This window comes from Herbaspirillum sp. meg3, from assembly GCF_002257565.1.
GTDB lineage: Bacteria > Pseudomonadota > Gammaproteobacteria > Burkholderiales > Burkholderiaceae_D > Herbaspirillum.
In genome coordinates this window covers 251,745-277,997 of record NZ_CP022736.1, presented here as the reverse complement: position 1 = coordinate 277,997, position 26,253 = coordinate 251,745, and the positions used below count along the sequence as shown (strand labels likewise).

General features: G+C 58.3%; 24 protein-coding genes. 11 read left to right on the top strand and 13 right to left on the bottom strand.

Annotated features, from left to right (window positions below):
• Window positions 1–318: 318 nt before the first annotated feature.
• Window positions 319–447: a hypothetical protein gene (locus tag hmeg3_RS25130; RefSeq protein ID WP_255407538.1), complete on the top strand. Its 129-nt coding sequence runs from the start codon at window positions 319–321 to the stop codon at window positions 445–447.
• A gap of 84 nt (window positions 448–531) precedes the next feature.
• On the opposite strand, the gene hmeg3_RS01245 is transcribed toward hmeg3_RS25130, so the two are convergent.
• Window positions 532–1,326: an IclR family transcriptional regulator C-terminal domain-containing protein gene (locus hmeg3_RS01245; RefSeq protein ID WP_094562116.1), complete on the bottom strand. Its 795-nt coding sequence runs from the start codon at window positions 1,324–1,326 to the stop codon at window positions 532–534.
• 240 nt (window positions 1,327–1,566) lie between these two features.
• Between hmeg3_RS01245 and pcaH the strand changes: the two genes are divergently transcribed.
• From pcaH to hmeg3_RS01225, 4 genes are all read left to right on the top strand, one after another.
• The gene (pcaH, locus tag hmeg3_RS01240) at window positions 1,567–2,259 is read left to right on the top strand and encodes a protocatechuate 3,4-dioxygenase subunit beta (protein WP_094562115.1); all 693 of its coding nucleotides are present in this window, start codon (window positions 1,567–1,569) and stop codon (window positions 2,257–2,259) included.
• 16 nt (window positions 2,260–2,275) lie between these two features.
• Window positions 2,276–2,794: a protocatechuate 3,4-dioxygenase gene (locus hmeg3_RS01235; protein WP_094562114.1), complete on the top strand. Its 519-nt coding sequence runs from the start codon at window positions 2,276–2,278 to the stop codon at window positions 2,792–2,794.
• An 86-nt stretch (window positions 2,795–2,880) separates the two neighbouring features.
• Window positions 2,881–4,245, top strand: coding sequence for a lyase family protein (locus hmeg3_RS01230; RefSeq protein WP_094562113.1), 1,365 nt, complete (start codon window positions 2,881–2,883; stop codon window positions 4,243–4,245).
• 57 nt (window positions 4,246–4,302) lie between these two features.
• Window positions 4,303–5,565, top strand: a complete 1,263-nt coding sequence (locus hmeg3_RS01225; RefSeq protein ID WP_094562112.1) for an alpha/beta fold hydrolase — start codon at window positions 4,303–4,305, stop codon at window positions 5,563–5,565.
• 74 nt (window positions 5,566–5,639) lie between these two features.
• On the opposite strand, the gene hmeg3_RS01220 is transcribed toward hmeg3_RS01225, so the two are convergent.
• From hmeg3_RS01220 to hmeg3_RS01210, 3 genes are all read right to left on the bottom strand, one after another.
• A complete protein-coding gene (locus hmeg3_RS01220) occupies window positions 5,640–6,827 on the bottom strand; it encodes an ABC transporter substrate-binding protein (protein ID WP_094562111.1) in 1,188 nt (395 codons plus the stop codon).
• A 49-nt stretch (window positions 6,828–6,876) separates the two neighbouring features.
• A complete protein-coding gene (locus tag hmeg3_RS01215) occupies window positions 6,877–7,833 on the bottom strand; it encodes a PDR/VanB family oxidoreductase (RefSeq protein WP_094562110.1) in 957 nt (318 codons plus the stop codon).
• 121 nt (window positions 7,834–7,954) lie between these two features.
• Entirely contained in the window at window positions 7,955–9,013 is a 1,059-nt protein-coding gene (locus hmeg3_RS01210) for an aromatic ring-hydroxylating dioxygenase subunit alpha (protein ID WP_094562109.1), read from the bottom strand.
• A 411-nt stretch (window positions 9,014–9,424) separates the two neighbouring features.
• Between hmeg3_RS01210 and hmeg3_RS01205 the strand changes: the two genes are divergently transcribed.
• Window positions 9,425–9,952 (top strand): MarR family winged helix-turn-helix transcriptional regulator, encoded by a 528-nt coding sequence (locus hmeg3_RS01205; protein ID WP_094562108.1) that lies wholly within the window; start codon window positions 9,425–9,427, stop codon window positions 9,950–9,952.
• An 11-nt stretch (window positions 9,953–9,963) separates the two neighbouring features.
• On the opposite strand, the gene hmeg3_RS01200 is transcribed toward hmeg3_RS01205, so the two are convergent.
• On the bottom strand, window positions 9,964–10,866 hold the full coding sequence (locus hmeg3_RS01200; RefSeq protein WP_094562107.1) for a LysR family transcriptional regulator: 903 nt from the start codon (window positions 10,864–10,866) through the stop codon (window positions 9,964–9,966).
• Between the two features lie 227 nt (window positions 10,867–11,093).
• Between hmeg3_RS01200 and hmeg3_RS01195 the strand changes: the two genes are divergently transcribed.
• From hmeg3_RS01195 to hmeg3_RS01185, 3 genes are all read left to right on the top strand, one after another.
• Window positions 11,094–12,281, top strand: a complete 1,188-nt coding sequence (locus hmeg3_RS01195) for an ABC transporter substrate-binding protein (RefSeq protein WP_094562106.1) — start codon at window positions 11,094–11,096, stop codon at window positions 12,279–12,281.
• A gap of 40 nt (window positions 12,282–12,321) precedes the next feature.
• Window positions 12,322–13,350, top strand: a complete 1,029-nt coding sequence (locus hmeg3_RS01190) for an aromatic ring-hydroxylating dioxygenase subunit alpha (RefSeq protein ID WP_094562105.1) — start codon at window positions 12,322–12,324, stop codon at window positions 13,348–13,350.
• 114 nt (window positions 13,351–13,464) lie between these two features.
• Window positions 13,465–14,406: a PDR/VanB family oxidoreductase gene (locus hmeg3_RS01185; protein WP_198361764.1), complete on the top strand. Its 942-nt coding sequence runs from the start codon at window positions 13,465–13,467 to the stop codon at window positions 14,404–14,406.
• An 805-nt stretch (window positions 14,407–15,211) separates the two neighbouring features.
• Here hmeg3_RS01185 and hmeg3_RS01180 read toward each other — a convergent pair.
• The 7 genes from hmeg3_RS01180 to hmeg3_RS01150 form a co-directional block, all read right to left on the bottom strand.
• A complete protein-coding gene (locus hmeg3_RS01180) occupies window positions 15,212–15,913 on the bottom strand; it encodes an ABC transporter ATP-binding protein (protein WP_094562103.1) in 702 nt (233 codons plus the stop codon).
• The gene (locus hmeg3_RS01175) at window positions 15,906–16,676 is read right to left on the bottom strand and encodes an ABC transporter ATP-binding protein (protein ID WP_198361836.1); all 771 of its coding nucleotides are present in this window, start codon (window positions 16,674–16,676) and stop codon (window positions 15,906–15,908) included. The genes hmeg3_RS01180 and hmeg3_RS01175 overlap by 8 nt, the downstream gene beginning before the upstream one ends.
• 2 nt (window positions 16,677–16,678) lie before the next feature.
• Window positions 16,679–17,668 carry a branched-chain amino acid ABC transporter permease gene (locus hmeg3_RS01170; protein ID WP_232511979.1) on the bottom strand — a complete coding sequence of 330 codons (990 nt, stop codon included), beginning with the start codon at window positions 17,666–17,668 and terminating at the stop codon, window positions 16,679–16,681.
• A 74-nt stretch (window positions 17,669–17,742) separates the two neighbouring features.
• A complete protein-coding gene (locus hmeg3_RS01165) occupies window positions 17,743–18,609 on the bottom strand; it encodes a branched-chain amino acid ABC transporter permease (protein WP_094562100.1) in 867 nt (288 codons plus the stop codon).
• A gap of 175 nt (window positions 18,610–18,784) precedes the next feature.
• Window positions 18,785–19,987 carry a 3-oxoadipyl-CoA thiolase gene (gene pcaF / locus hmeg3_RS01160; protein WP_094562099.1) on the bottom strand — a complete coding sequence of 401 codons (1,203 nt, stop codon included), beginning with the start codon at window positions 19,985–19,987 and terminating at the stop codon, window positions 18,785–18,787.
• A 30-nt stretch (window positions 19,988–20,017) separates the two neighbouring features.
• Window positions 20,018–20,668, bottom strand: coding sequence for a CoA transferase subunit B (locus hmeg3_RS01155; RefSeq protein WP_094562098.1), 651 nt, complete (start codon window positions 20,666–20,668; stop codon window positions 20,018–20,020).
• Entirely contained in the window at window positions 20,668–21,345 is a 678-nt protein-coding gene (locus hmeg3_RS01150; RefSeq protein ID WP_094562097.1) for a 3-oxoacid CoA-transferase subunit A, read from the bottom strand. Before hmeg3_RS01150 ends, hmeg3_RS01155 begins: the two co-directional genes overlap by 1 nt.
• 489 nt (window positions 21,346–21,834) lie before the next feature.
• Here hmeg3_RS01150 and hmeg3_RS01145 point away from each other — a divergent pair, with 489 nt between their 5' ends.
• Window positions 21,835–22,656, top strand: a complete 822-nt coding sequence (locus hmeg3_RS01145) for an IclR family transcriptional regulator C-terminal domain-containing protein (RefSeq protein ID WP_369828876.1) — start codon at window positions 21,835–21,837, stop codon at window positions 22,654–22,656.
• Between the two features lie 140 nt (window positions 22,657–22,796).
• On the opposite strand, the gene hmeg3_RS01140 is transcribed toward hmeg3_RS01145, so the two are convergent.
• Entirely contained in the window at window positions 22,797–23,903 is a 1,107-nt protein-coding gene (locus hmeg3_RS01140) for a porin (RefSeq protein WP_094562095.1), read from the bottom strand.
• A 771-nt stretch (window positions 23,904–24,674) separates the two neighbouring features.
• On the opposite strand from hmeg3_RS01140, the gene hmeg3_RS01135 reads away from it, so the two are divergent.
• A complete protein-coding gene (locus tag hmeg3_RS01135) occupies window positions 24,675–25,850 on the top strand; it encodes an ABC transporter substrate-binding protein (RefSeq protein ID WP_094562094.1) in 1,176 nt (391 codons plus the stop codon).
• Window positions 25,851–26,253 lie beyond the last annotated feature (403 nt).

Here is a 26,253-nt window from a genome sequence, read left to right as displayed (position 1 = left end):
CCAAAGAAAGTAAGCCAAGAAAGCGAGCCAGGGTACTGCGACAGTTTTCGTTTGTCTGGTCTTATTTACTCTGTCGTTCCAGCGAAAGTTGGAACCCAGCGTCTTAACGACGGCTGAGTGATGCGCAAACGTCACTGGACTCCAGCGTTCGCTGGGACGACGAAATTAAAAGAGAGTACTGAAGTTTGTGACGTCACCAGTACTTTACGCCGCAATGCCGAAGGCGAGCCAGCAAGGGCGAGGCGCAGCGAGCCCGTCTCGAAGTCCGCTTGAGAGTAGCCGGTGTCAGCGGGTGAAAATCGGATTAAGAAGGGAAAAATGTCTGAGCGCAGCGAGTTGTTTTCCCTTCCCGATTTTCATCTGCTGGCGCCGGGAACCCTCGAAGAGGGCTACGACCCAGCGGTCGCCTTTCTTTGCTTACTTTCTTTGGCGAAGCAAAGAAAGTGAGCGGCTGCCGGGCCGCCCCCGGCTTGGTTGATCGAAGAAAGAACAATCTAAGCTACCAACATAAGCAAAGTCGGAACAGCACACCTAAAGCAACGCCCCCAACTCCACCTGAATCTTCAACATCGCCGGCAAACACCTCTCCACCATCTCCTCCAGCTTCATGCGCGCAGCATGCACACTGATGTTCATAGCCGCCACCACCTCACCCCGAAAATTGCGAATCGGCACCGCCATGGTCCGCAAACCAAGTTCCAGTTCCTGATCCACCAGGGCATACCCCTGCTCGCGCGTGCGCGCAATCTCCAGCGCCAGACGCTCCTTGTTGACGATGGTATGCGCGGTGATCTGCTCCGGCTGCAGGCGCTCAAGAAAATGCTCCATCTGCACCTGCGGCAGATGCGCCAATAACACGCGGCCATTGGCGGTGCAGAAGGCCGGTACCCGCGTCCCCGGCTGCAAGGTGGTCGACACCAGCCTCCCGGCGCTGACGGCGGCAACGCAGACCAGTTGATCGTGGTCGAGCACGCCGGCGGAGGCGGCTTCTTCCAGCGAATAGGCCAGGCGATACAACAACGGCTGCACGATGCGCGGCAATCTGGCCGAGTGCAGGTAGGACTGTCCGAGCCGCAAAATCATCGGCGTCAGGGAAAACAATTTTTGCTCATGCCGCACATAACCCAGATGCGCCAGCGTAATCAGATAACGGCGCGCCGCAGCACGTGTGAGGCCGGTGCGCTGAGCAACTTCGGCGATGGTCAGGCGTGAACGTTCCTGGTCGAAAGCCTCAATCACCTGCAGGCCTTTTTCCAGACCGGCGATGAGGTCGCGTTTGTGCGGCGCGGCAATTTCGGTATCAGCGGCGTCTTGTGGCTCAGTCATGGTGGCATCTGCATAAAGTCGTCTATTTGTGCGATTTTCGCACAAATAGGGCGAATACCGAATGGAACACCCATAAGCTCCCTTGTGGCTGCGCCCTTCTTTACCTAAGATCCGATCAGAACAAAACAACACGATACGTTATTCGCACAAAAAGACCCGTCGACACGAGCGAATTACCTATCCCGCCAGCATGCATCGTGGCGTGAGTCGTGTGCTATCGACCCTTTTCAAGGAGACCCCATGAACTTCGACGCAGTCGAATCCGGCGTTTATCCGGAGCTGATTTACCCTCCCTATAAATCCACCGTCAAACGCGGTCCGACGCAGGCGCCGTTGCGTATCAACGCTGCCGCTGCGACCACGACCAATCTGTTTGCCTCGCCCAAGCTGATCCTGCCGCACGATATGGATATGACCGCACAAGGTAAGGACGAACCGCTGGGCGAGAAGATCGTCGTTACCGGCCGCGTGCTGGATGAAGACGGCAAGCCGGTGCGCAATTCGCTGCTGGAAGTGTGGCAATGCAATTCCGCAGGCCGCTACTGGCACAAGCGCGACCAGCACGATGCGCCGCTCGATCCTAATTTCACTGGCTTCGGCAAGATGCTGACCGACGACAACGGCCGCTATCGTTTCGTCACGATCAAGCCGGGCCCTTATCCGTGGGGCAACCATCACAAGGCATGGCGTCCGGCGCACATCCACTTCTCGATGTTCGGCAACGTGTATGCCCAGCGCCTGGTGACGCAGATGTATTTCCCCAGCGATCCGCTGTTTGAATACGACCCGATTTTCCAGAGCATTCCGGACGAGGCTGCACGCCAACGTTTGATCTCGCGCTTCAGCCTGGATGAAACCGTCGACGACAAGATGCTCGGCTACGAGTTCGACATCGTGCTGCGCGGACGCAACGCCACCCCTATGGGTATCTAAGGAATCGGGGACTACTATGACAAGCAAAATCACAACCTCACAAACCATCGGCCCGTTTCCGCATGAAGCCTGGCGCTGGGCCGTCGACATGACTGCCAACGTGGAAAGCGGCGCACCGAAGATCGTCGTCAAAGGCGCGATCTTTGACGGCGACGGCGTGGCGATCAATGATGCGTGGGTCGAGACATGGATGCCGGACAGCGCACCGGTGGAAACTGCACACGCCATCCCGGGTTATCGTCGCGTGCCGAGCAATGACGAAGGTGGCTTCAGCCTGCAGATCACCTTGCCTCAGGCTGCCACCGCCGGCAAGCCGGTCGCCTATGTCACCGTGTTTGCACGCGGCCTGACCAAGCACCAGTTCACTGCCGTCTTCCTGGAAGACGATGCGGGGTTGGCACAATCGGACATCCTTAACCAAGTGCCGCAGCAACGCCGTGATACCTTGATTGCGAAGAAGCAGGCGGACGGTTCCTATCTGTGGAACATCAACATGCAGGGCGCACAGGAAACCGTATTCTTCGATTACGTCTGAAAACTGATTTATCCTGAAAGCATGGGGACTCGTGGATACCCTCCACCGAGTCCCGCGTGCGTTTTACCGATTACAACGGAGCCCATGTGAGCGTTTCCATATTCGACAGTTTTTTGACCACGCCGGAGATGATCAAGGTCTTCGACGATACGTCCATCGTGCAGGCGATGTTCGACTTTGAAGAAGCGCTGGCCAATGCCGAAGCCGCCGAGGGTGTCATTCCCGAAGCCGCTGCGCGTACGATCGCGAGCGTTTGTAATGCGCAGCTTTACGATATCCCCGCGATCATCCAGGCCGGTCGCCGCGCCGGCGCACTGGCGATTCCACTGGTCAAGGAATTGACCAAGACCGTCGCGCTCACCAATCAGGAGTCAGCCACGCACGTGCACTGGGGCAGCACCAGTCAGGACGTGCTTGACACCGCCATGGTGCTGGCCACGCGCGAAGCGCTGAAGCTGATCGACGACGGCCTCGGTGAGCTGACCGCACAGTTGCTGAAACTCGCAGACCAGCATCTGTCCACACCGGTGCTGGCGCGTACGCTGATGCAACCGGCGCAGGTCACCAGCTTCGGCTTCAAACTGGTTGGCTGGGCAGCACCGTTGCTGCGCGCGCGCGAACAGTTGCGTGAACAATCCGCACGGGCCTTGCAGTTGCAACTGGGCGGCGCCGTCGGCACGCTCGCCGTACTCGGCGACAAAGGTCCTGCCGTCGCGCAACGCATGGCCGATGCCTTGCAATTGAAAGTCGCCGACGCCGCCTGGCACACACAGCGTGACGAATGGATGCGGCTGGGCATGGAAGTCGCGGTGTTGACCGGCAGCCTCGGAAAAATGGCAACCGACCTCAGCCTGATGGCCCAAGGTGAAATCGCTGAACTGGCGGAACCCTCCGGCAACGGCCGCGGTGGTTCATCGGCAATGCCGCACAAGCGTAATCCGGTGTCATCCATGATCGCCCTGGCAGCAGCCAACCGCGCACCGCAACACGCCGCCGCCTTGCTCGCCGCGATGGGACAGCAGCACGAACGCGGTCTCGGCAACTGGCAGGCTGAACTCGCGGAATGGCCGGCCTTGTTTCTCGGCGCGCATGGCGCGATCAAGGCGCTCAATGAAGCTTTTGCCGGACTCATCGTCGACACCCGCCGCATGCGCCGCAATATCGACGCACTGCAAGGTCTGGTGTTTGCCGAAGCGGCGTCCATCTATCTGGCGAGCGCCATCGGCCGTCCGAATGCGCACGCGCTGCTGGAAAAATTGACGCAGCGCGTTGTCGAGACGCAAGGCCATCTCGCTGATGCGCTGACCACTGCGATCAAGGAAGATCCCCAACTGAGCAAGCAGATCGATATCAGCAAGATTCAGGATCTCTTCGATCCGGTGCAGGCGACCGGCGCGGCACGTGCGCTGGCAGAGCGTCAGCTGAGGTCTTTGCAGCAAGACAGTCGCTAGTTGCCCATCCTTTCATCCCATTTCCATCACGAGATAACCACATAACGAGAGACAACCATGAGCTATGATCCCCTCGACCACGATTTTGAACGCGGCATGCGCAACCGCCGCAGCGTCCTTGGCGATGCCTGGGTAGACCGTTCGGTGAGCAACGCCACCAACTTCAATGCCGAATTTCAAAACCTGATCACGCGCTTCGCCTGGAACGAAATCTGGGGCCGTCCCGGCCTCGACCACAAGACCCGCCGCATCATTGTTCTGGCGATCACCATCGCGCTGGGCCGCTGGGAAGAGTTCGAGCTGCACGTGCGTGCCGGCCTGCTGGGTGATCCCGCCACACGCCTGACGCCCGATGAGATGAAGGAAGTATTGATCCAGTCGGCGATCTATGCGGGCGTCCCTGCCGGCAACACTGCCTTCACGCATGCGCAGCAGATCCTGCGCGAGGTCGGCGAGCAGATCGGCTATACCGTGACGCCGATGAAGCCGGCCGACACCTTCCACTCCGGTATCGGCAAGGAAGGCCGCAGCAGCGGTTCGCCGTCCCTGCACTACAGCGTGCGCACACCGCGCAACGGCAAGGCGCCACGCCACACCATCGTGCTCAGCCACGCCATCGGCTGCGACCTGATGATGTGGGATGCGCTGGCCAATCAGCTATCCGCCGACTGCAAAGTCATCACCTACGATCATCGCGGCCACGGCAGTTCGGAAAAGGCAGACGGCCTCTACAGCATGGCCGAACTGGCCGACGACGCCGCACACATGCTGCGCGACCTTGATACCGGCCCGGTGATCTGGGTCGGTCTGTCCATGGGCGGCATGGTTGGCCAGGAACTCGCTTTGCGCCATCCCTCATTGGTGCGCGCGCTGGTGCTGGCCAACACGACATCGAGCTATCCGGAAGCCGCACAGCTGGCCTGGCAGCAACGCATTTCCACCGTACGCGAACAGGGTATCGAAGCCATTGCCGATGCGGTCATGGGGCGCTATTTCCACGATCGTTTCCGCGCGCAGAACGCGTCCACTGTAGCGCGTTTCCGTGAACGTCTGACCAGCACCGACGCCGCCGGTTATGTCGGCTGCTGCAATGCCGTCGGCACAGTCGATACGACAGCACGTCTGGGTGAGATCAATGCACCGACACTGGTCATCGCCGGTGAACTGGATCAGGGTACGCCGCTGTCGATGTCGGAAGCCTTGGTCAGCGGCATTCGCGGTGCGAAGCTGGCGGTGATCAAGGATGCTTCGCATGTGAGTGCGGTTGAACAGCCGCAGGCGTTTGCGGAGTTGGTGACTGACTTTATTCAGACGCTGTAGATCTGGGTTCCTCAGTAAAAAAGCCTGGTTCGCATGACGCGAACCAGGCTTTTTAATTTCGAGATGCCGGACGATCAGACGCCGGGATCCTTGAAGTTCTCGACCTTGTCGAATTCGACGTTGTAGTACTCATTGCCGCGCTGCTCGGCCTTGCGAATGTAGACATTCTGCACCATGTCGCGTGTCGCAGCGTCAAGCGTTACCGGACCGCGGACGCTTTCCCAGCTCATGCCTTTCATTGCCGCCAGCAACTTTTCGCCGTCGGTGTCGCCATTGGTCTTCTTGAGCGCCTCATACAGCAGATGCATACCGTCGTAGCCGCCGACCGAGTGGAAGTTGGCGCGCATGCCCTTGTTGGCTTTGGCGATACCGTCGACATATTCCTTGTTCAGCGGGGATGGATGTGCGGCCGAGTAGTGGTGGCTGCTGACCACGCCGCTGGAGGCGGCGCCGATGCTGGCCATCAGGTCGTCGTCGAGGACGTCGCCGGTGCAGATGAGGCGAATACCGGCAGCGGCCAGACCGCGTTCGGTAAATTGTTTCAGGACAGCCGCACCTTCGCCCGACGGCACGAAAACGAACAGCGCTTCCGGCTTGGCGTCTTTCACACGTTGCAGGAAGGGGGCGTAGTCGGGATTACGCAATGGTGCGCGCAAACTTTCGAGAACTTTGCCGCCGGCATCGGTGAAGGTCTTGATGAAAACTTTTTCGGCATCAATGCCAGGGCCGTAGTCACTGACAAAAGTCACGACGCTTTTGATCTTGTTCTTCGCGGCCCAGCTTGCCAGCGGCGCCGTTACCTGCGGCAGTGTAAAGCCGGTGCGCACGATGTACGGCGAGCGCTGCGGGATGATGGAAGTCGCTGCTGCAGTGACGATCATCGGTACCTTGGCCTGCGTGGCAATGGGGGCAGCCGCCAGCGCCAGCGGTGTCAGGCCGAAGCCAGCCAGGACTTGCACCTTGTCGCGCGCCACCAGTTCCTGCGCGAGGCGCTTGGTGACGTCAGGCGACAAGCCGCCGTCATCCTTCAGCAGAATTTCCACTTTGCGGCCGGCAACGGTGTCGCCGTACTTTTGCTGATACAGCTTGACCGCGGCTTCGATCTGGCGGCCGGTCGAAGCGAATGGACCGGACATCGGCACGATCAGGCCGACCTTGATCGGATCGGCTGCAAAGGCAGACAGCGGCAACATGCCGGCGGCCAATGCAGCGGTGCCGCCCAGCAACATCTGGCGGCGTTGGGTATTGATGGTATCGGGCATTTTTGTCTCTCTCTTTTTAGTTATCAAATGGGTCGAACAAACCAGCAGGTCAGACATCCAGAACCAGCAAGGCGCTTTTTGCGCGGGAACAGCAAGGGGTGAACTGATCGTTGGCGGCGCGTTCTTCATCGGTCAGATACAGATCGCGGTGATCCGGCACACCATCCAGCACGCGCGTGAGACAAGTGCCGCAGACACCTTGTTCGCACGAGACCGGGATATCGACGCCGTTGTCAGCAAGGATTTTGATCACGGTCTCGCCGGCCGGAATCGTGAAGACCTGGCCGCTGCTGGCGATCTTGACATCGAAGGGCGCGTCGCCGTCGGTCTCCACCGGTGCAGCGCCGAAGTATTCCAGATGCACCTGTGCCGACGGCCAGCCTTTGTCCTTTGCCGTATTGACGACATGATCGATGAAACCGCCCGGGCCGCAGACATAGATATGCGTGTCGGCATCCGGGGTGGCGATCATCTCGGCCAGTTTGAGTTTTTGCTCATCGGCGCCGCTGTCGTAGTGATACACCACGCGGTCGGCGAATCCCGATTCGGCGATGCGATCGCGAAACGCCGTACGTTCCGGCGAACGCGCACAGTAGTGCATGGCGAAGTCAGCACCCGTAGCGGCGAGACGTTCCGCCATGCACAGGATGGGCGTGACGCCGATGCCGCCGGCCAGCAGCAAGGTGCGCTTGGCCTGCGTCAGTGGAAAGTGATTGCGCGGTTCGCTGATGGTCAGCACGTCACCGACTTTGATGTCGCCGTGCATGGCGACTGAACCGCCGCGCGAGTTGGCGTCGCGCAGCACACCGATCTGATAGCGATGGCTTTCATGCGGCGGATTGCACAGCGAATATTGGCGGATCAGACCGTCGCGGATATGCACGTCGATGTGCGAGCCGGCGCTGAAGGGTGGCAGTGGTTTGCCGTCGATACCGGCCAGTTCGAAACTGGCGATGTCTTCGGCCTCCACGGTCTTGCTGATGACTTTGACTTGTAACTGGCTCATGGTGCTCTCTGCTAAAGCATGTCGATGTTGGTTGCAGCAGTGGCTATTCCAACGATAGCAACGACGGCAACGACAGAAGCGACCGCCCGGGTCGCTTCCGCAATTCAATGGAACCGTTGGATCACGCGGCGTCGGCCGTGACGGAGGATGGCTGTTCTTTCTCCTTCGCCATCCACTTGTCGAGCAAGCGGCGCGACTGCACGCCGCCGGCATCGATGTTCAGCATCAGCAATTTGCGCTCCGGATGCTTGAGGATGTTTTGCTGCTGCATCTCCAGCATGTCGCGATCTTCACCGAAGATCTTGCCCTGGCCTTCGCGGATGGCGGCGGTCAGTTCTGCATCCTGCGGTTTGAAGTTGCGCGCCATGCCCCAGAAATACCAATGCGAGGTTTCAGTTTCCGGCGTGATGAAATCGACCACGATGCTCGACGCCTTGTATTTCGGATCGGCGTCGTAGCCACCCTTGCCGGCATGCGCCACGCCGACTTCGATCATCACGTGGCTCGGCGGCGTGAAGTGGCAGATCTGCCAGCGATCCACCGGCACGTCGTCGGCAAGACCATTGCTGCGCAGCGCCATGCGCCAGAATGGCGGCGCCATGATGTTTTCCATGAAGCGGCTGGTGATGACTTCGTCGCCTTCAGTCCTGGTGTTGACGGGCGCTTCGTCGATTTCCTTCTGGCCGATGCTGGATGCGTGCACATAGGTTTCGTGCGTGAGATCCATCAGGTTGTCGATCATCAGGCGGTATTCGCAATTGATGTGATACAAGCCGCCGCCATAGGCCCATTCCGGATTGTCGGCCCATTCCAGATGATGGATGTGCGCCGGATCGGCCAGTTCTTTTTCGCCCGGCCAGACCCAGATGAAACCGTAACGCTCCACCACCGGAAAGCTGCGTATGCATGGAAATCCCCGCACACGCTGGCCCGGCATGCTGATGACCTTGCCGTCGCAGCCCATCTCCAACCCGTGATAGCCGCAGACCAGTTGGCCGTCGCGTACAAAGCCCAGCGACAAAGGCGCACCGCGATGCGGGCAGAAATCTTCGACTGCCGCGACCTTGCCTTCGGCGCCGCGATAGAACACGATCTTCTCGCCACAGATTTGACGGCCCAACGGCTTGTCGGCGATTTCGTCAGGGCTACAGGCGACGTACCAGGTGTTTTTTGGAAACATGTCTTCTCCTCCTCAGGAACTTCCATTGTTCGGTGATGCGAATGCGTGAAACTTGGGTGCATGACAATGCATGGATGCATGGGCGACGACACATCAAGGGCGTGGCGTCTGCCTGCAAAACATCGGCGATTTCTACTTCTCATCCGGTGCAAAAATGCCTGCACCAACGACTATGTTCTTGTTCCGCAGCCTGTCTGTGGGACTGTCGGGTCTCTGTTGCTTTGTTTTTCGATTTAATATTCAGTGCACTGAATGTTTGAGAAAAGTATCCTCCAACTGCGCAGCGATGTAAACCCAATTTCGAATTTATTTTGATTTTTTCTTTGCGCATCGCATCAAAAATGCGTGATGAAACACCGTAGCGGATACACTACAAAGCTTCATCATTCGCCTTTTGCAAAACCGACAACCATGCCTCGTCCAAGCACAACACAACAAGCACAAACGCCAGCGCAAGAGAGCCAGCTGATCGATCTCTATGAGCACCCCGGCCACTTGTTGCGTCGTGCACAACAGATCTCGGTCTCGATTTTTCTGGATGAGTTGGGCGGTGATATTACGCCGGTGCAATATGCGATTCTGCGCACGCTGTCGAACCATCCCGGTATCGATCAGGTCACCCTGGCCGGACTAGTCGGCATTGATACCTCGACCGGCGCGACCGTCTGTGTACGGCTGGAAGAAAAAGGTTTGCTGGTGCGCAAGGTCATCCCGCACAACCGACGTCAGCGCGCGCTCAACATCACACCGACCGGCGAGCAAATGCTGAGCGATCTGATCCCGGCAGCGCAGCGTCTGCGCAAACGATTGCTGTCACCGCTGGAAGCCGACGAGCAGGAGCAGTTCATGCATCTGCTCGACAAACTGGTGCGCGGCAACAATACCGAGAGCCGTGCACCGCTGGCCAGCATCAAGCCGGTCGTCAGCGACAACGAGTAGCCTCTCTGCGATCAATCGCCGGAAAACATCTCGGCCAGAATTGTCCGCAGCCAGACGTTGGCGCCATCCTTGTGATACTTGCGATGCCAGTGCTGCCGTAGATCGAAGGTCGGGATCTCCAGCGGTGGCTCCACCAGCCGGATGTTGGAGAACTGCGCAAACGACGCTCCCACGGCGCGCGGCACCGTCACCACCAGATCGGATGATGCGATCAGAAAAGGAATCGACATGAAGTGCGGTGTCGACAGCACGATGCGGCGCTGGATCTTTTTCTTGATCAGCAATTGTTCGAACAGCTCCTGGCTGCGCCCTTCCGCCTTGATCACCGCGTGCCCCAGCTTCAAGAACTGCTCCATCGAAATCTTGCGCGAACGGATGGGATGATCGGCCCGCAGCAGGCAAATGAAGTCATGTGAAAACAGACGTTGCTGAAACAGATTGCGGTTCTTCAGATCGGGGAAATATCCCACCGCCAGATCCACTTCTCCATTCTCCAGCGCTACATTCAATTCAAGCGGCGTCATCGACACCGACGCCACCGACGCGCCCGGCGCATCGCGCTGAAAGCGATCCAGTACCTTCGGCAGGAAGGTCATCTCGCCGATATCCGACAAGGCAATCGTGAACTTGCGGCTGGTCGTCGCCGGATTGAATACTTCGCTCGCCAGTACGTCGGTATGGATGCGCTGCAGGATGTCGCGCGTCGGACTGATCAGCGTCAGCGCGCGCGGTGTCGGTTCCATGCCGTGTGAAGTGCGCACGAACAATGGATCACTCAGCGCCGTGCGCAGCTTGTTCAGCGCGATGCTGACGGCGGGCTGGCTCATATTGAGCTTGCGTGCGGCGGCGCTGACGCTGCGCTCCTCAAAGATCGCCAGGGCAATCGGCAAGAGGTTCATATCGAAGTTGGCCATGCGGTCTCCATGCTGGCGATTTTTTCTTGCGTTGTGCTCGTGTTTTCCACGCGCTATCTATTCGAAAGTCGAATAAATATTATGCAGAAAATTCTATTTTCAAATAATTTCGCTTCGGTATGATCCTCCTCAACCGGCCTGAACACAAGTTCAACACATAAGCCGGGCACCGCATGCAACGACATGCCGGATAACAACTATTACAAGCAACGACAGGAGACTTCAACATGCAACAATTCAAGCGTGCGCTGTGCGGCCTTGCCTTGAGCCTGGCATTCGGTGCCACTTCCAACACGAGCGCTGCCGCTGACCAGACCAATACCATCCGCATCGGCGTCATTACCTCGCTGACCGGTGTCGCAGCACAAAGCGGCGAACAAATGAAAGCCGGCATCGACACCTATTTGCGCCTGCATGGCGACACCGTGGCCGGCAAGAAACTGCAAGTCATCTACAAAGACGACACCGGCCCGCAAGCCGACGTCGCCAAACGTCTGGCCACAGAGCTGATCAGCCGCGACAACGTCGACATCATCACCGGTTTTGTTTTCACGCCCAACGCGATGGCGGTCGCCGCCGTGGTCGATAAAGCGAAGAGGCCGATGGTCGTCATGAACGCCGCCTCGTCGGCAGTGACCACCAAGTCGCCCTACATCACGCGCACCTCTTACACCATCGCGCAATCGGTCAAACCGCTGGCTGAGTGGGCCTATAAAACCGGCTCTCGCCGCGTGTTCTCGATCGTCTCTGACTATGCACCGGGACTGGATGCCGACACCTGGTTCACGAAAACCTTTACCGCATTGGGCGGCACCGTGACCAGCTCGGTGCGCGTGCCGCTGACCACGGTCGATTACAGCGCCTACCTGCAACGCATCAAGGACGAGAAGCCGGATGCAATCCACGTGTTCCTGCCCAACGGCCAGCCGATGGTGTCGTTCATCAAGGCATACAAGGAAAAGGGACTCGATAAGGCCGGTATCCGCTTCCTCGGCGGCGAAGGCTGGGCCGATGAAGATGTCCTGAGCATGGGTGGCGATTCGATGCTCGGCATCTATACGGCCGGTTTCTATTCGTTCTCGCGCCCGGGGGTCGACAATGCCAAATTCCTGGAAGCGTTTTCACAAACTGTCGGCGGCCGCTTCAAGCCGAACTTTCTTTCGGTGTCCGCCTATGACGCGATGACCTTGATCGCCAAGACGCTGACCAAGACCAACGGCAACACCGACGGGGCGACCTTCATGAATGCCGTCAAAGGTTACAGCGCGACCAGCCCGCGTGGCACCGTCGCCATCGATGACAAGACCAACGACATCGTGCAGACCATCTATATCCGCCGCATCGACAAACAGAACGGAAAGTACGTAGCGACCGAAATCGACCGCTACGACAACGTCAAGGATCCGGCCAAGTAATTGGTATCTCAGCTGATCAGCAACACTGAAAGGAGTCATCATGTTTCCATTGAATCAATGGTACGTCGCCGGCTTTGTCTGGGAGCTTCAGGACAAGCCTCTGGCCCGCACCCTGCTTAATCGCCCGGTCGTCATGTTTCGCACCGAGTCAGGCGAAGTCGCCGCGCTGGAAGACCGTTGCTGTCACCGCAGCGTACCGCTGTCGTGCGGCTCGCTCGAAGACGGCGGTATCCGCTGCGGTTATCACGGCCTGCTGTATGCACCCAGCGGCCAGTGCATTGAAATTCCCGGCCAGGTCAAGATCCCCGGCAAGGCTTGCGTCAAAGCCTACAAGGTCGCGGTACGCAACGAAATCATCTGGCTCTGGCTGGGCGAGAGCACAGATAGTCAGCCGATCGGCCAGCCCCCCGAAATCGCGGCACACGACAATCCCCGCTACAGATACAAGGGCGGCGTATTCCACTACGACGCACCGTATCAGCTGATCCACGACAATTTGCTTGACCTCAGTCATGTCGGCTACGTCCACACCAAGACCATCGGCGGCAATGCGAAGACGCACATGGAGGCGCCGACCAACGTCACCAGCGACGGCGACAACGTGCGCGTGGTGCGCTGGATGAAAGCGTCGCAGCCGCCTGCGACCTATAGTGCGGCGTGGCCGTTCAAGGGCAAGATCGACCGCTGGCAGGAAATCGACTTCCACGTCACCCATCTCAACATCTTCACCGGTGCGGTTGATGCCGATACGGAGTCGCTGGAAGACCCACACCGTGGCGGCTTCCACATGCGCGGTTTCCATGGCATCACACCGGAGACCGAGACCACCTCGCATTACTTCTGGACCATGGCCAGCTCATCGCATCCCGATGCGCCGGACAACCTGGAACTGGTCTATCAGCAAACCGCCGCCACCTTCGAAGAAGACCGCGTCATCATCGAGGCACAGTATCGCAACATGTGCCAGTTCGAGAATGCATCGATGATCGACATCCACGTCGACGCCGGCGCCAATCGCGCGCGCCGTATCGTGACCATGCTCAGTCAGCAGGCCGAACAGGCGGCCTGAGCACACGTCTCCTGCGAGCGCGCTGTATGCCTGCATGCTGCGGCGCGTTCGTCCTCCCTTTTCAATGATCGCCACCGTGTCTGTCTGCGGGGCGGTCGCTTACGTGCCAACATCATGAACGTCATCATCTCCGCCATCCGCAACAGCGGTACAGCCATCCGTATTTTTGAATTGCATGCCGCCGACGGCACGGCGCTTCCTGCGTATCAACCCGGTGCACATATCGACATCACACTTGGCAATGGGCTGGTGCGCCAATACTCGCTGTGCTGTGATCACCCCTCACCCGACCGTTATCGCATCGCGGTGAAGCAAGAGCCGCAATCGCGTGGAGGTTCTGCGTGGCTGCATGCCGAAGCAAAGGAAGGCGACGCCCTGCAGATCGGTACTCCACGCAATGCTTTTGCGTTGGCGGATGCTGCCGGTTCGCATCTCTTGTTTGCGGGTGGGATTGGGATTACGCCGGTGTTGTCGATGGCATATGCCTTGTTGCGTGACGGTGCCGACTTTCATCTGCATTACTTTGTGCGCGATGACGAGAGTGTTGCGTTTCGGGACGAATTGACCGGAGCGTCACTGACTGCGCATGTGTCCATCCATGCAGGTCTGTCAGCTGAACAGACGGGCGCTGTTATTGCTGCGGCGCTGACAGATGCTGCGGTTGACGCGCATGCTTACACTTGCGGGCCGGGGCCGTTCATGGCGACGGTTGTTGATTTTGCGACGGCCAGGTTGGGAGCATCGCAGGTGCACAAGGAGTCTTTTTCCGCACCTGTTGCGCAGGCAGGTGATGCGGCTTTTGTGGTGCGGCTGAGGGATGGCAAAGAGATCGATGTTGCCTCAGGAAAGACGGCTTTGGCTTGTCTGCAGGAGGCTGGGGTCGAGGTCGATTGCTCTTGCGAAGTCGGCGTGTGCGGGACTTGTCAGACCAAGGTGATCGAGGGGATTCCTGATCACAGGGATGGGTTCTTGAGTGAGAAGGAGAAGGCTTCCAATCGTTGGTTTATGCCTTGTGTTTCTCGAGCGAAGACGGGGGTGTTGGTGTTGGATTTGTGAGGTGTTTTGTTCCGACTGTCTCTGTTAGGTAGCTTCGATTTTCTTTCTTCGATCAACCTTGCCGGGGGTAGCCCGGCAGCTACTCACTTTCTTTGCTTCGCCAAAGAAAGTAAGCAAAGAAAGGCGACCGCTGGGTCGTAGCCCCCTTCGGGGGTCCCCGGCGCCAGCAGGCACAAATCGGGAAGGGAAAACAACTCGCTTCGCTCAGACATTTTTCCCTTCTTTTTCCGATTTTCACCCGCTGACACCGGCTACTCTCAAGCGGACTTCGAAACTGGCTCGCTTCGCATCGCCAAGGGACGGTGACTGCGCGAACTCCTTTAGCCTCTTCTGCTTTGTCGTTCCAACGACGGTTGGAACCCAGCGTCGTGAAGGCGGTTGATTGAGCGCAAACGTCAATGGATCCCAGCGTTCGCTGGGACGATGGCGTTAAAAAGTAAAACCGAAATCTGTAGCGTCACCGACATCTGAGAGCGCAATGCCGAAGGCGAGCCCGTCTCGAAGTCCGCTTGAGAGTAGCCGGTGTCAGCGGGTGAAAATCGGATTAAGAAGGGAAAAATGTCTGAGCGCAGCGAGTTGTTTTCCCTTCCCGATTTTCGCCTGCTGGCGCCGGGAACCCCCGAAGGGGGCTACGACCCAGCGGTCGCCTTTCTTTGCTTACTTTCTTTGGCGAAGCAAAGAAAGTAAGCGGCTGCCGGGCCGCCCCCGGCAAGGTTGATCGAAGAAAGAAAAACCGAAGCTACCACATACGACAAGTCGGAACAAAGATCGCCGTCATCCTGACCACAGTCAGGACAAAACCCCATCACGCCACCGCCACCAACCGATCCAACTTCTCCCCATCCGCCAGCAAACTCCCACTATCCGAGTCATGCACAATCCGCCCACGATCCAGCACAATCGCCCGCTGCGTCAACGACAACGCCATCCGTGCATGCTGCTCCACCACAATCACTGACATCCCCATATCCTTGACCAGCCCGCGGATCACGCGCAGCAACTCCTGCACGATAATCGGCGCCAGCCCTTCCATCGGCTCATCGAGCAACAGGATGCGCGGACTCACCATCAGTGCGCGCGCAATCGCCAGCATTTGTTGTTCGCCGCCCGACAACTGATTGCCCATGTTGTTGCGTCGCTCTTCCAGACGCGGGAAGATTTTGTAGATCTTCGGCAAATCCCATTCGCCACCACGCGCAACGACCGTCAGATGCTCTTCCACCGTCAATGACGGGAACATGTAACGTTCTTGCGGTACCCAGCCCAAACCGGCGTGTGCGCGTCTGTATGTCGGCACGCGCACGATATCGCCGCCGCACCAGCGGATACTGCCGCTGTGCAGACGAGTCAATCCCATCAGCGTGACCAGCAGGCTGGTTTTACCCACGCCGTTACGTCCCAGCAGCGCCAGGCTATCGCCTTCTTTCATGGAAAACGAGACATCTTCCAATACGATCGAATCGCCGTAACCGGCGGTGACCTTGTCGAGTGCAAGCAGCTCACTCATGTTCCGACTCCCCCAGATAAACTTCCTTGACGCGTTTGTCGGCAGCGATTTCTGCCGGCGTGCCTTCGGTCAGCACTTTTCCACCGACCAGCACCGTGATGCGTTCGGCAAAGCGGAACACCAGACCCATATCATGTTCGATGAAAACAATGGTGACGTCGCGCGGCAGTCCGGCGATGACTTCGAACAGCTCCTTGCTTTCCGCAGAAGGAATGCCGGCAGCCGGTTCATCCAGCAACAACACCTTTGGTTTGGTCGCCAGCGCCAATGCAATTTCAACCAGGCGTTGCTTGCCGTAGGCGAGGCTGCGCGTGATGCTGTTGGCTTCGCCATCGAGCTTGAGCGATGCCAGCAAGGCCATGGCTTCGTCGATGACATCAGTCTGTTGCGCCACGGTTTTGTGCCAGACGTACTGCATGCCGCGCCGTTCGGAAATCGCCAGTACAACGGATTCCAATACCGTCAGACCCGCGAACAACGTATTGATCTGAAAGGTGCGTGTCATGCCGCGCTTGACGCGCTCATGCTGCGGCAGCGAAGTGATGTCGTCGTCACCAAAGAAGACCTTGCCGCTCGATGGCGCAAAGCCGCCGGTCAGCAAATTGATGAACGTGGTTTTACCTGCGCCGTTCGGCCCGATCAGCGCATGGCGCGCACCGGGAACAAAGGTCAGCGAGATGTCGCTGTTGGCCTTGAAGGCGCCCCATTGTTTGGACAGGCCTTCGGTGCGCAGGGTCGTGTTTTTAGCCGTGTTTGGTGTCATGCTCACGAGCGCTCTCCTTTTGTGCCCGAAGTCTTGCGCAGGTTGTTCCAGATCAGTGTCAGGCCACCGAGGATACCGCCGCGTGCGAACAGCACGATGACGATCAGCAACAGGCCGATCCAGAATTGCCAATAGGCCGGATTCAAACCGGAGAGATAGTCTTGCGCCAGCATGAAGATCGCTGCACCGACCAGCCCGCCATACAGGCGACCTGTGCCGCCCAGCACCAGGATGATCAGCAGTTCAGCCGAACGCGGAAAGCCCAGTACGTCGAGTCCGACGAACTGCGTGGTCTGGGCCAGCAAGGCACCTGCCACACCGGCAATCGCGGCGCTGATGGTGAAGATCACCGTCAGGCGCTGATTGACGTTGACACCGATGGCCGGCATGCGGCGACCGCCTTCGCGGATGCCGACCAGGCTCAGGCCGAACGGTGAATTAACGAGACGGCGCAACACTGCGAACAGGATGAACAGGACAACGAAGCTATAGATATAGGCAACCTTGCCGTTGAGATCGAACTCGAACACGCCGAAGATCTTGTCCACCATCATCCCCGACAAACCATCGACACCGCCGGTGATGAAGGCAGCCTTGTTGGCCGCTTCGAACAGCATGAGGCCGATGCCCAGTGTCACCATCAGACGCGCCAGATCGTTACCGCGCACCACCAGAAAACTGATGATGTAGCCGAACAGTGCGGCGACCACCGCCGCCAGCAGCATGCCGCTGATCGGTTCACCCCAGCCATGCGCCGACAGCAAGCCGGCGGTATATGCGCCAAGGCCGAAGAAGGCTGCATGGCCGAGCGACACAATGCCGCCATAGCCGAGAATCAGGTCGAGCGAGATGGCGAACAAGCCGACGATCATGATCTGACTGATCAGGATCAGGTACTCGGGGAAGACAAAATACGCTGCCACCGGTAGCAGCCAGAAAATGATTTCCAGCGGCTTCCAGCGGTCATTGGGCAGGCGAAGCAAGGGAGACATGGTAGTGGTCTTTGCGCTAGAGGTTGGTGCAGCCGTGGCGGGCGTAGAAGTTGGCGCGCCTGGTGTAACTGTGCTCATCCACGCCTCCGCATCAGACCGGCAGGGAACAGAATCAGCAGCAGCACCATCAGGCCGTAGATCACGAAGGCGCCGATTTCAGGCACATAGTATTTGCCGGCCACGTCGAAAATTCCGAGGATCACGGCAGCCAGCAACGGCCCCTTGATCGTGCCCGCGCCGCCGACGGCAACCACCAGCAGGAAGTACACCATGTACTTGATCGGGAAAGTCGGATCCAGACCCAGCACATCAATACCGAGACCACCACCCAGACCAGCCAGACCGGAGCCGAGCGCAAAGGTCAGGCTGAATACGCGGCTGACATTGATGCCCAGACCTGCCGCAGCGACCTGATTGTCGACCGACGCACGAATCTGCGCGCCGAAGCGTGTGCGTTCAATCAGCAATCCCAATGCAGCAGTCACCAATACCACGACGCCGATCAGGAACACACGGTACGCACCGACATCCAGACCAAGCAGAGAAATCTGTCCGCGCAGCCAGTCCGGCAAATGCACCGGTTGTTGCGTCGGCCCCCAGACGTACGTCGCACCGGCCACGGCCATGAAGGTCAGGCCGATAGAGAACAACACCTGATCCAGATGACTGGCTTTATACAGACGGCGATAGAGCGTACGCTCCAGCACCAGGCCGACCACCGCCGACGCCAGGAAGGCCACGGGCAAGGACGCCAGAAAAGGCAGGCCGAGCTGATTGAGAATGGTAACGCAGACATAGCCGCCCAGCATCGCAAACGCGCCGTGGGCGAGGTTGATGAAATTCATCATGCCCATCGTGACCGACAGGCCGACGCTGATCAGGAACAGCAGCGCGCCGTACGCAATGCCGTCGAACATCACACCGATGAAGTTGCCGATCATGAGCAGTCTCCATGGCGGCAGCGCACGACGCTCCCGCGTTGAATGTGAACAAAGGTGGGGTGATGCATGGGGTGTCTCCTCTTCAATCTCTTGTGCAAGCGCTGCTCTGTATTGTCATGGCTCTTGATGGCCGGCAGCTTTGTCTTTACTTCTTTTTCTTACGGTATCCTCTGCTTCAGATACGCTCAATGACAGTTGCAATGCCCTGCCCAACACCGATGCACATGGTGCACAGTGCGTAGCGCCCGCCGGTACGTTGCAGCTGATACATCGCGGTGGTAATCAGGCGCGCGCCGCTCATGCCAAGCGGATGGCCGAGTGCAATCGCGCCACCGTTAGGATTGACGCGTGGGTCGTCATCGGCGACACCCAGTTCACGCAGCACCGCCAGACCTTGCGAGGCAAATGCTTCGTTCAGTTCGATCACGTCCATTTGTTCGATGGTCAGGCCGACTTGCTGCAGCAGTTTCTTGGTTGCCGGCGCCGGACCGATGCCCATGACGCGCGGCGCAACACCTGCAGTCGCCATGCCGACAATACGCGCACGCGGCGTCAGTCCGTATTGCTTGACTGCTTCTGCGCTCGCCAGCAGCAAAGCGCAAGCACCGTCGTTGACACCGGAGGCATTGCCTGCGGTAACGGTGCCATCGGCGCGTACCACGCCTTTGAGCTTTGCCAGCGCTTCCATGCTGGTGGCACGCGGATGCTCATCATTGCTGACGGTGATGGCCTCGCCCTTTTTTTGCGGAATCACGACGGGCGTAATTTCTTGCGCGAGCGTACCGTTGGCTTGTGCGGCAGCGGCCTTGGCCTGGCTGGCGACGGCGAATTTGTCCTGATCGAGGCGGCTGATCTTGAAATCGTCGGCGACGTTTTCACCGGTTTCCGGCATGGAGTCGGTACCGTAGAGCGCCTTCATCTGTGCGTTTGGAAAACGCCAACCGATAGTCGTGTCGTAGATATTGGCGCTGCGTGAAAAAGCACTGTCGGCCTTGCCCATGACGAAAGGCGCGCGTGTCATCGATTCGACACCGCCTGCCAGCATCAGCTGCGCTTCGCCCGACTTGATCGCACGCGCCGCGGTACCGACCGCATCCATGCCCGAACCGCACAGACGATTCATCGTGGTGCCTGGCACCGACTGCGGCAAACCGGCCAGCAGCGCCGACATGCGAGCGACGTTGCGATTGTCTTCACCGGCCTGATTGGCGCAGCCGAAGATGACGTCGTCGACGGCGTTCCAGTCGACTTGCGGATTGCGTTCGATCAGCGCGCGCAATGGAATGGCACCGAGGTCATCGGCGCGCACATCTTTTAGTGCGCCGCCGTAACGGCCGATGGGAGTACGGATGGCGTCGCAGATAAAGGCTTCAGTCATGATGTTCTCTTTGGTTACTGGATTACAGGGTCACACCGGTGGCAACAGCGGCGCACCGGTGATTTTCTGCAGTTCGTCAAAGGACATGCCGTCGACGATCTCGCGCACGCGCAGGCCGTGTTCGGTCACATCCAGCACGGCTACATCCGTATAGATGCGGTTGACGCAGCCGATGCCGGTCAACGGATAATCGCAGTGCGAGACGATTTTGCTTTCACCGGTCTTGGTCTGATGTTCCATCATCACGAACACTTGCTTGGCGCCGATGGCCAGATCCATTGCGCCGCCGACTGCCGGAATCGCATCCGGTGCACCCGTGTGCCAGTTGGCCAGATCGCCGGTGGCCGAGACCTGGAAGGCGCCGAGCACACAGATATCGAGATGGCCGCCGCGCATCATCGCGAACGAGTCGCCGTGGTGGAAGTAGGCGCCACCGGTCAGCAAAGTCACCGGCTGCTTGCCGGCGTTGATGAGGTCTTCGTCTTCTTCGCCGGGCGCAGGTGCCGGCCCCATGCCGAGCAAACCATTTTCGCTGTGCAAGAAGACTTCTTTATCGGCCGGCAGATAGTTGGCGACCTTGGTCGGCAGGCCGATGCCGAGGTTGACGTAGGCACCTTCGGGAATATCCTGCGCCACGCGTGCGGCGATCTGATCACGGGAAAAACGATTAGCGGAACTCATTATTTGGTCTCCTGTGCGTTCTGCAACACCACACGCTGCACAAAGATGCCCGGCGTCACGATGGCTTCCGGATCGAGCTGGCCCAGTTCGACCACTTCGCTCACCTGGGCGATGGCGCACTTGGCGGCCATGGCCATGATGGGGCCGAAGTTGCGCGCGGTCTTGCGATACACCAGGTTGCCCCAGCGGTCACCGCGCAGCGCCTTGATCAGCGCGAAGTCGGCGTGGATTGGCGACTCCAGCACATAGTGGCGGCCATCGATGAGACGGGTTTCCTTGCCGTCGGCCAGCATGGTGCCGTAGCCGGTCGGTGAGAAGAAACCGCCGATGCCGGCGCCGGCGGCGCGGATACGCTCGGCCAGGTTGCCTTGCGGCGTCAGTTCCAGCTCGATTTCGCCGGCACGATAAAGCGCGTCGAACACGTAGGAATCGGTCTGGCGTGGGAAGGAACAAATGATCTTCTTCACGCGCTTGGCCTTGAGCAATGCGGCCAGTCCGGTGTCGCCGTTGCCGGCATTGTTGTTGACGATAGTAAGGTCGCGCGCGCCTTGTGCAATCAGCGCGTCAATCAGCGCCGCCGGCATGCCGGCATTGCCGAAGCCGCCGATCATGACGGTTGCGCCGTCATGGATGTCAGCCACAGCTTGTTCCAGTGACTCAGTAATTTTGTCGATCACGTTGCGTCTCTTTCGTGAATCCGTTCGTTGAACAGCAAATGCATGAAAATGGTTCCGCGATAATCCGGCATAGGTGGCGACTGTATTTCGCTACTGCCGTACTTCCCGGAATGGCTTGTCTCCGCCTTTATTTTTCTATGCTCCTGCGCTTTTCCAACCGCTGTTTTCGCTCTGCGGGAGAGTCAAAATGCGTGCGCGCCTGAATTCTTTTCGGTACAATCTAGTTGTGCGATAAACGAACTAATGTTTGTTTTTCGCACACATTAGTGTAGCGATACCCGCCTTCCTGCGTCAAGAACTAACAGGCAGGTCTGTGCGATGTCCGCACAACATATTAGAATCGCGGACAACCGGACGCCGTCGCTTTGTCCGCGCTGCTGCTCATCGTTGCGATCGTTGCCATCGTTACTTTTCGTCATTTTTTGAATGCCTATGACCAAGACACCTGCTCCAGCAAAGACCCGCAAGCCTGCGGCAAAATCCGGCAAGATGGACGCCGGCGCCGCAGAACAGGCCGAAGAAAAGGAGCTCACCATCGCTGAAGAAATCGATGCCCTCACCGATCCCAGCTTCATGACTTCGCTGGCGCGTGGCCTGGCGGTGGTGCGTGCTTTCAGCGATACGCGGCGTACGCTGACGATTGCGCAAATCAGCCAGAAAACCGGTATCCCACGTGCAGCGGTGCGCCGTTGTCTGCATACGCTGAAACAACTGGGTTATGCCGATTCCGAGGTAAACAATTTTTCGCTGCGTCCGAAAATTCTGACGCTGGGTTATTCCTACCTGTCGTCAACGCCGCTGACCGTGTCGGCCCAGCCTTGCCTGAACAACATCACGCGCACGCTCAACGAGTCCTGCTCGCTGGCGGTACTGGATGACAATGAAGTGCTGTATGTCTCCCGCTCGGCCACCGCGCGCGTGATGTCGGTCGCGCTCAATACCGGCAGCCGCCTGCCCGCCTATTGCACCTCGCTCGGCCGCGTGATGCTGGCGCACATGTCTGAAGATGCATTGAAGGCTTACTTCGACAAAGTGAAGTTGCGCGCCTTCACCGACAAGACCGTGGTGTCGCAAAAACGTCTGCGCGAGATCCTCGCCGAGGTGCGCGAATCCGGCTATGCCGTGATCGATGAAGAACTGGAAGTCGGCTTGCGCTCTATCGCCGTACCGGTGCGTGGCGCGTCCGGCTCTGTGCTGGCCGCATTGAACGTCGGTGCGCAAGCGGCCCGCGTCAGCCGCCGCCAGATGGAAGAAGAGTTTCTTCCTGTGCTGCTGCGCGGCTCGCAAGAGTTGTCCGTGTTGCTGCCATAAGCAGACACAAAAAATCCGGCGGACCTTGCAGTGCGCCGGATTGAAGACAGTAGCGTGAGCCGCTGTCGATGCTACGGCGCGCCCTGCTCAGTGGCGCGCCATCCTCCTCAAGATTTCCTTTGGACGTTTTCAGATAAGCATCAGAAAGTGTGACGGATACCCGACATCACGCCCAGCTGATTCTTGCCTGCACCGACTGTGCCGCCTGCATCGATCGCGACAGCGGAAGTGCCGCCGTTTTTCTGATAACCCAGCGATGTGTACAGCGCAGTGCGCTTGGACAGGTTATAGGTCAGGCGGCCAACCATCAGGGTCACGTCGTTGGGGCTGCTCTTGACGTTCAGCTTCGCGACCTGTGCGTCCAGTACCAGCGCTGTCGACAGCGGTACGCTCGCACCCAGGTAATACAGGTCGGAATTGGTATTGACCGCGCCCGCAGCACGCGTGCGGCGATCAACCACGCCGGCGCCGATCTTGGTGTCGCCGATCATGACGAAGCCGTTCAGGGTCACGCGCTGGTCAGTGTTGTCGCTGCTGGTCAGGCCGCCGGCTGCGCCGGTATTGCCGTACAGAATGTCGTAGGACGAAGTCACGCCGAACGATTTGTTGTCATAGCCGAGCAGCGCCGTGACCTGGCGGCAAGCCTTGGAATTGCCGGCCACTTCGCCCGCACAGCCTGTTGCAGCAGGGCCGCCGGTTGCCGAGGTATCACGGCCGAAGCTGTATGTCGCGCCGACGGTGAAGTTGGAGAAGTTGCCCAGGTAGCCGATGGAATTGTCGCTGCGTGCATTTGGCAGATAGCCGTCGATGCTGCCGATCGCAAAAATGTTCGGACCCATCACGTCAGTTTTCAACATCGAGATGTAAGTCATGTTGACCTGGCGGCCCAGCATGATCTGCCCCCAGGTATTACTCTTCAAACCGACCAGCGATTGACGGCCGAACAGGCGATTACCTTGTCCCATTGAACCAGTGTCCGGTGCAAAGCCGGCCTCCAGAACAAACATGGCTTCAAGCCCGCCGCCGAGATCTTCCGAACCTTTGAAACCGAGACGCGACGGGAACGAACCGGTCAGCGACGGCATCTTGAATACCGAATTGCCGGCAGCGTTGGCGTTGGTGGTGTAGACCACGCCGGTATCGACGATACCGTAGATGGTGACCGAACTCTGCGCCATGGCATTGCCTGTACACACTGCACCCATTGCGCCCATCAGCGCGATTGCGCTGCAAATTGTCTTCTTCATTGTGCCTCCTCCTGAAACGTGAAATTTTTAAGTTCGTCTTGTTGGTATTGCCAATCTTGCGATTTCTTGACTTTGTTTCCGACTTCTTGATGCTGCTGGAAGACTTGGCATGTCCGCAGACTGCAGACGTGTGTCGTCCCCCTCCCCGGTGTCGATACGTGGATTCAGTGTGGCCGAACACGGGCTTCCGCGGGTTTCGCAGGGTTGCGTTCAGTCCGCCTTCCGATTGATGAGCGGAAGACGTTGAGATGTTGCTGTTCGTACTGTGTTGCTGCTTAAGGTGAACCTGAGTTGCTGCCTGAGTTTCGACCTCAGCGTTGCCGACAACCGCCGGCGAAATCCTGCAATGCCGCAAATGTCTACTTGATCGGTTCCTTGCCTGAAGAGGCATTGAACGTTTCGTCTCTGTTATTTCATTTTTATTTAATGTTCGATCACCGAACAAGATGTTGGTTACCGAACGCTTGTTGCGATACTATTGTTCTCGCTGAAGCTTGTCAAGAATGCGCAAAGCAGAAAATTTTCGACAGCGTCGTCTACAAGCAACAGCTAAAATCCAGCGACAAGAAAAATTTCCTGTCGGGCAGCGCGAAGCGACAGACTTTGTAGAACACGTCTGTAACGGTCTCCCGACAAGGCATTCAGCGCTGCAGAAGATGAAAAAATCAAAGCTCAAGGTTGAAAAATCGCGTGCGCAGTCCGTATCAGGCATCACATGTACTACATGCACCAGATGCGCCACGCAACGACAACGTATCGAAGGAGACAAACATGAAGTTTAAAAAATCGGCATTGCTGGCAATGTTCGCGGGGGTCAACTTTCTTGCTGCCGTGCAGGTGCAGGCGGCAGATACCATCAAGATCGGTCTGATCGCAGCTTTTTCCGGCCCCTTTGCCGACTATGGCAAACAGATGGAAGGCGGCATCAAGGCCTATATGGCGCAGAACGGCGATACCGTCGCCGGCAAGAAGATTCAGATCATCGTCAAGGACACCACCGGGCCGTCGCCTGAAATCGCCAAGCGCCTGGCACAAGAGCTGGTGGTGCGCGACAAGGTCGATTTCCTCGCCGGCTTCGGGCTGACGCCGGAAGCGCTGGCCGTGGCGCCAATCGCCGAGCAAGCCAAGAAGCCGATGATCATCATGAATGCGGCAACATCCATCATCACTACCAAGTCGAACTACATCGCGCGCTTTTCGATGACGCTGCCGCAGGTGTCGGGTCCGATGGCGACCTGGGCGCTGAAGAACAACATCAAGAAAGTCGTGACGCTGGTTGCCGACTACGGTCCGGGCATCGATGCCGAAACCGCGTTCAAGACCAACCTGCTGGGCGGTGGCGGCCAGGTGATCGAATCGATCCGCGTACCGCTGCGCAATCCTGAATTCGCACCGTACATCCAGCGCATCAAGGATGCCAAGCCGGAAGCCGTCTTCATCTTCGTTCCAGCCGGCGAGCAAGGCATTGCCTTCATGAAGGGCTATCGTGAACGCGGCCTGGCCGAAGCCGGTATCAAGGTCATCGCTACCGGCGACCTCACCGACGATCACGTGCTGCCGGCAATGGGCGACGCAACGCTGGGCGTGATCACGACGTTCCACTATTCGGCGGCGCACAACTCGCCGGAGAACAAGGCATTCCTGAAGAGCTATGCCGCAGCGAATCCTAACGGCGGGCGCCCCAACTTCATGGCAGTGGCCGCCTATGACGGCATGGCCGCCATCTACGAAGTGTCGAAGAAGCTCAACGGCAACATCGATGGCGACAAGGCCATGGCAATCCTGAAGAACATCAAGCTCAACAGCCCGCGCGGTCCGATCTCGATTGATCCTGCGACACGCGACATCGTGCAAACGGTGTATGTACGCAAGGTGGAGAAAGTCGGCAACGAGGTGTACAACATCGAGTTCGATAAATTCCTCAACGTGAAAGACACCGGCAAATAGTCAGACTGGTCAGCCGCGACAATTGAAGAAAACCAGAACGCCGGTGATGCAATGCACACCGGCGTTTTTTTCGTCTGGGTGACTTGCGCAGCAGCCTGTGTGTTGCCGGCAAACAGATCTTGTGCACGGCAACCTCGATGCAGTGCAGCATGAACGCATCGCTGCAAGCCGCGCCACAAGCGGCATTGCGTTGTTCGGTAGCCGCCCTGTTTTACGTTTTCAATGCACTGCTTGCACCGGTTAATACTTGCATTTTCCGTTTACATACTTATACTAAATAACAGTTATAACTTATAAGTAATTGCCGGTATCCCTGCTGAGCAATCTCGAGACAAACAAGCTGAAGGCAAGCTGAATAAAAGCAAGCGATACCCTCAGCGCACAAGCACCAACAACAGGCTGG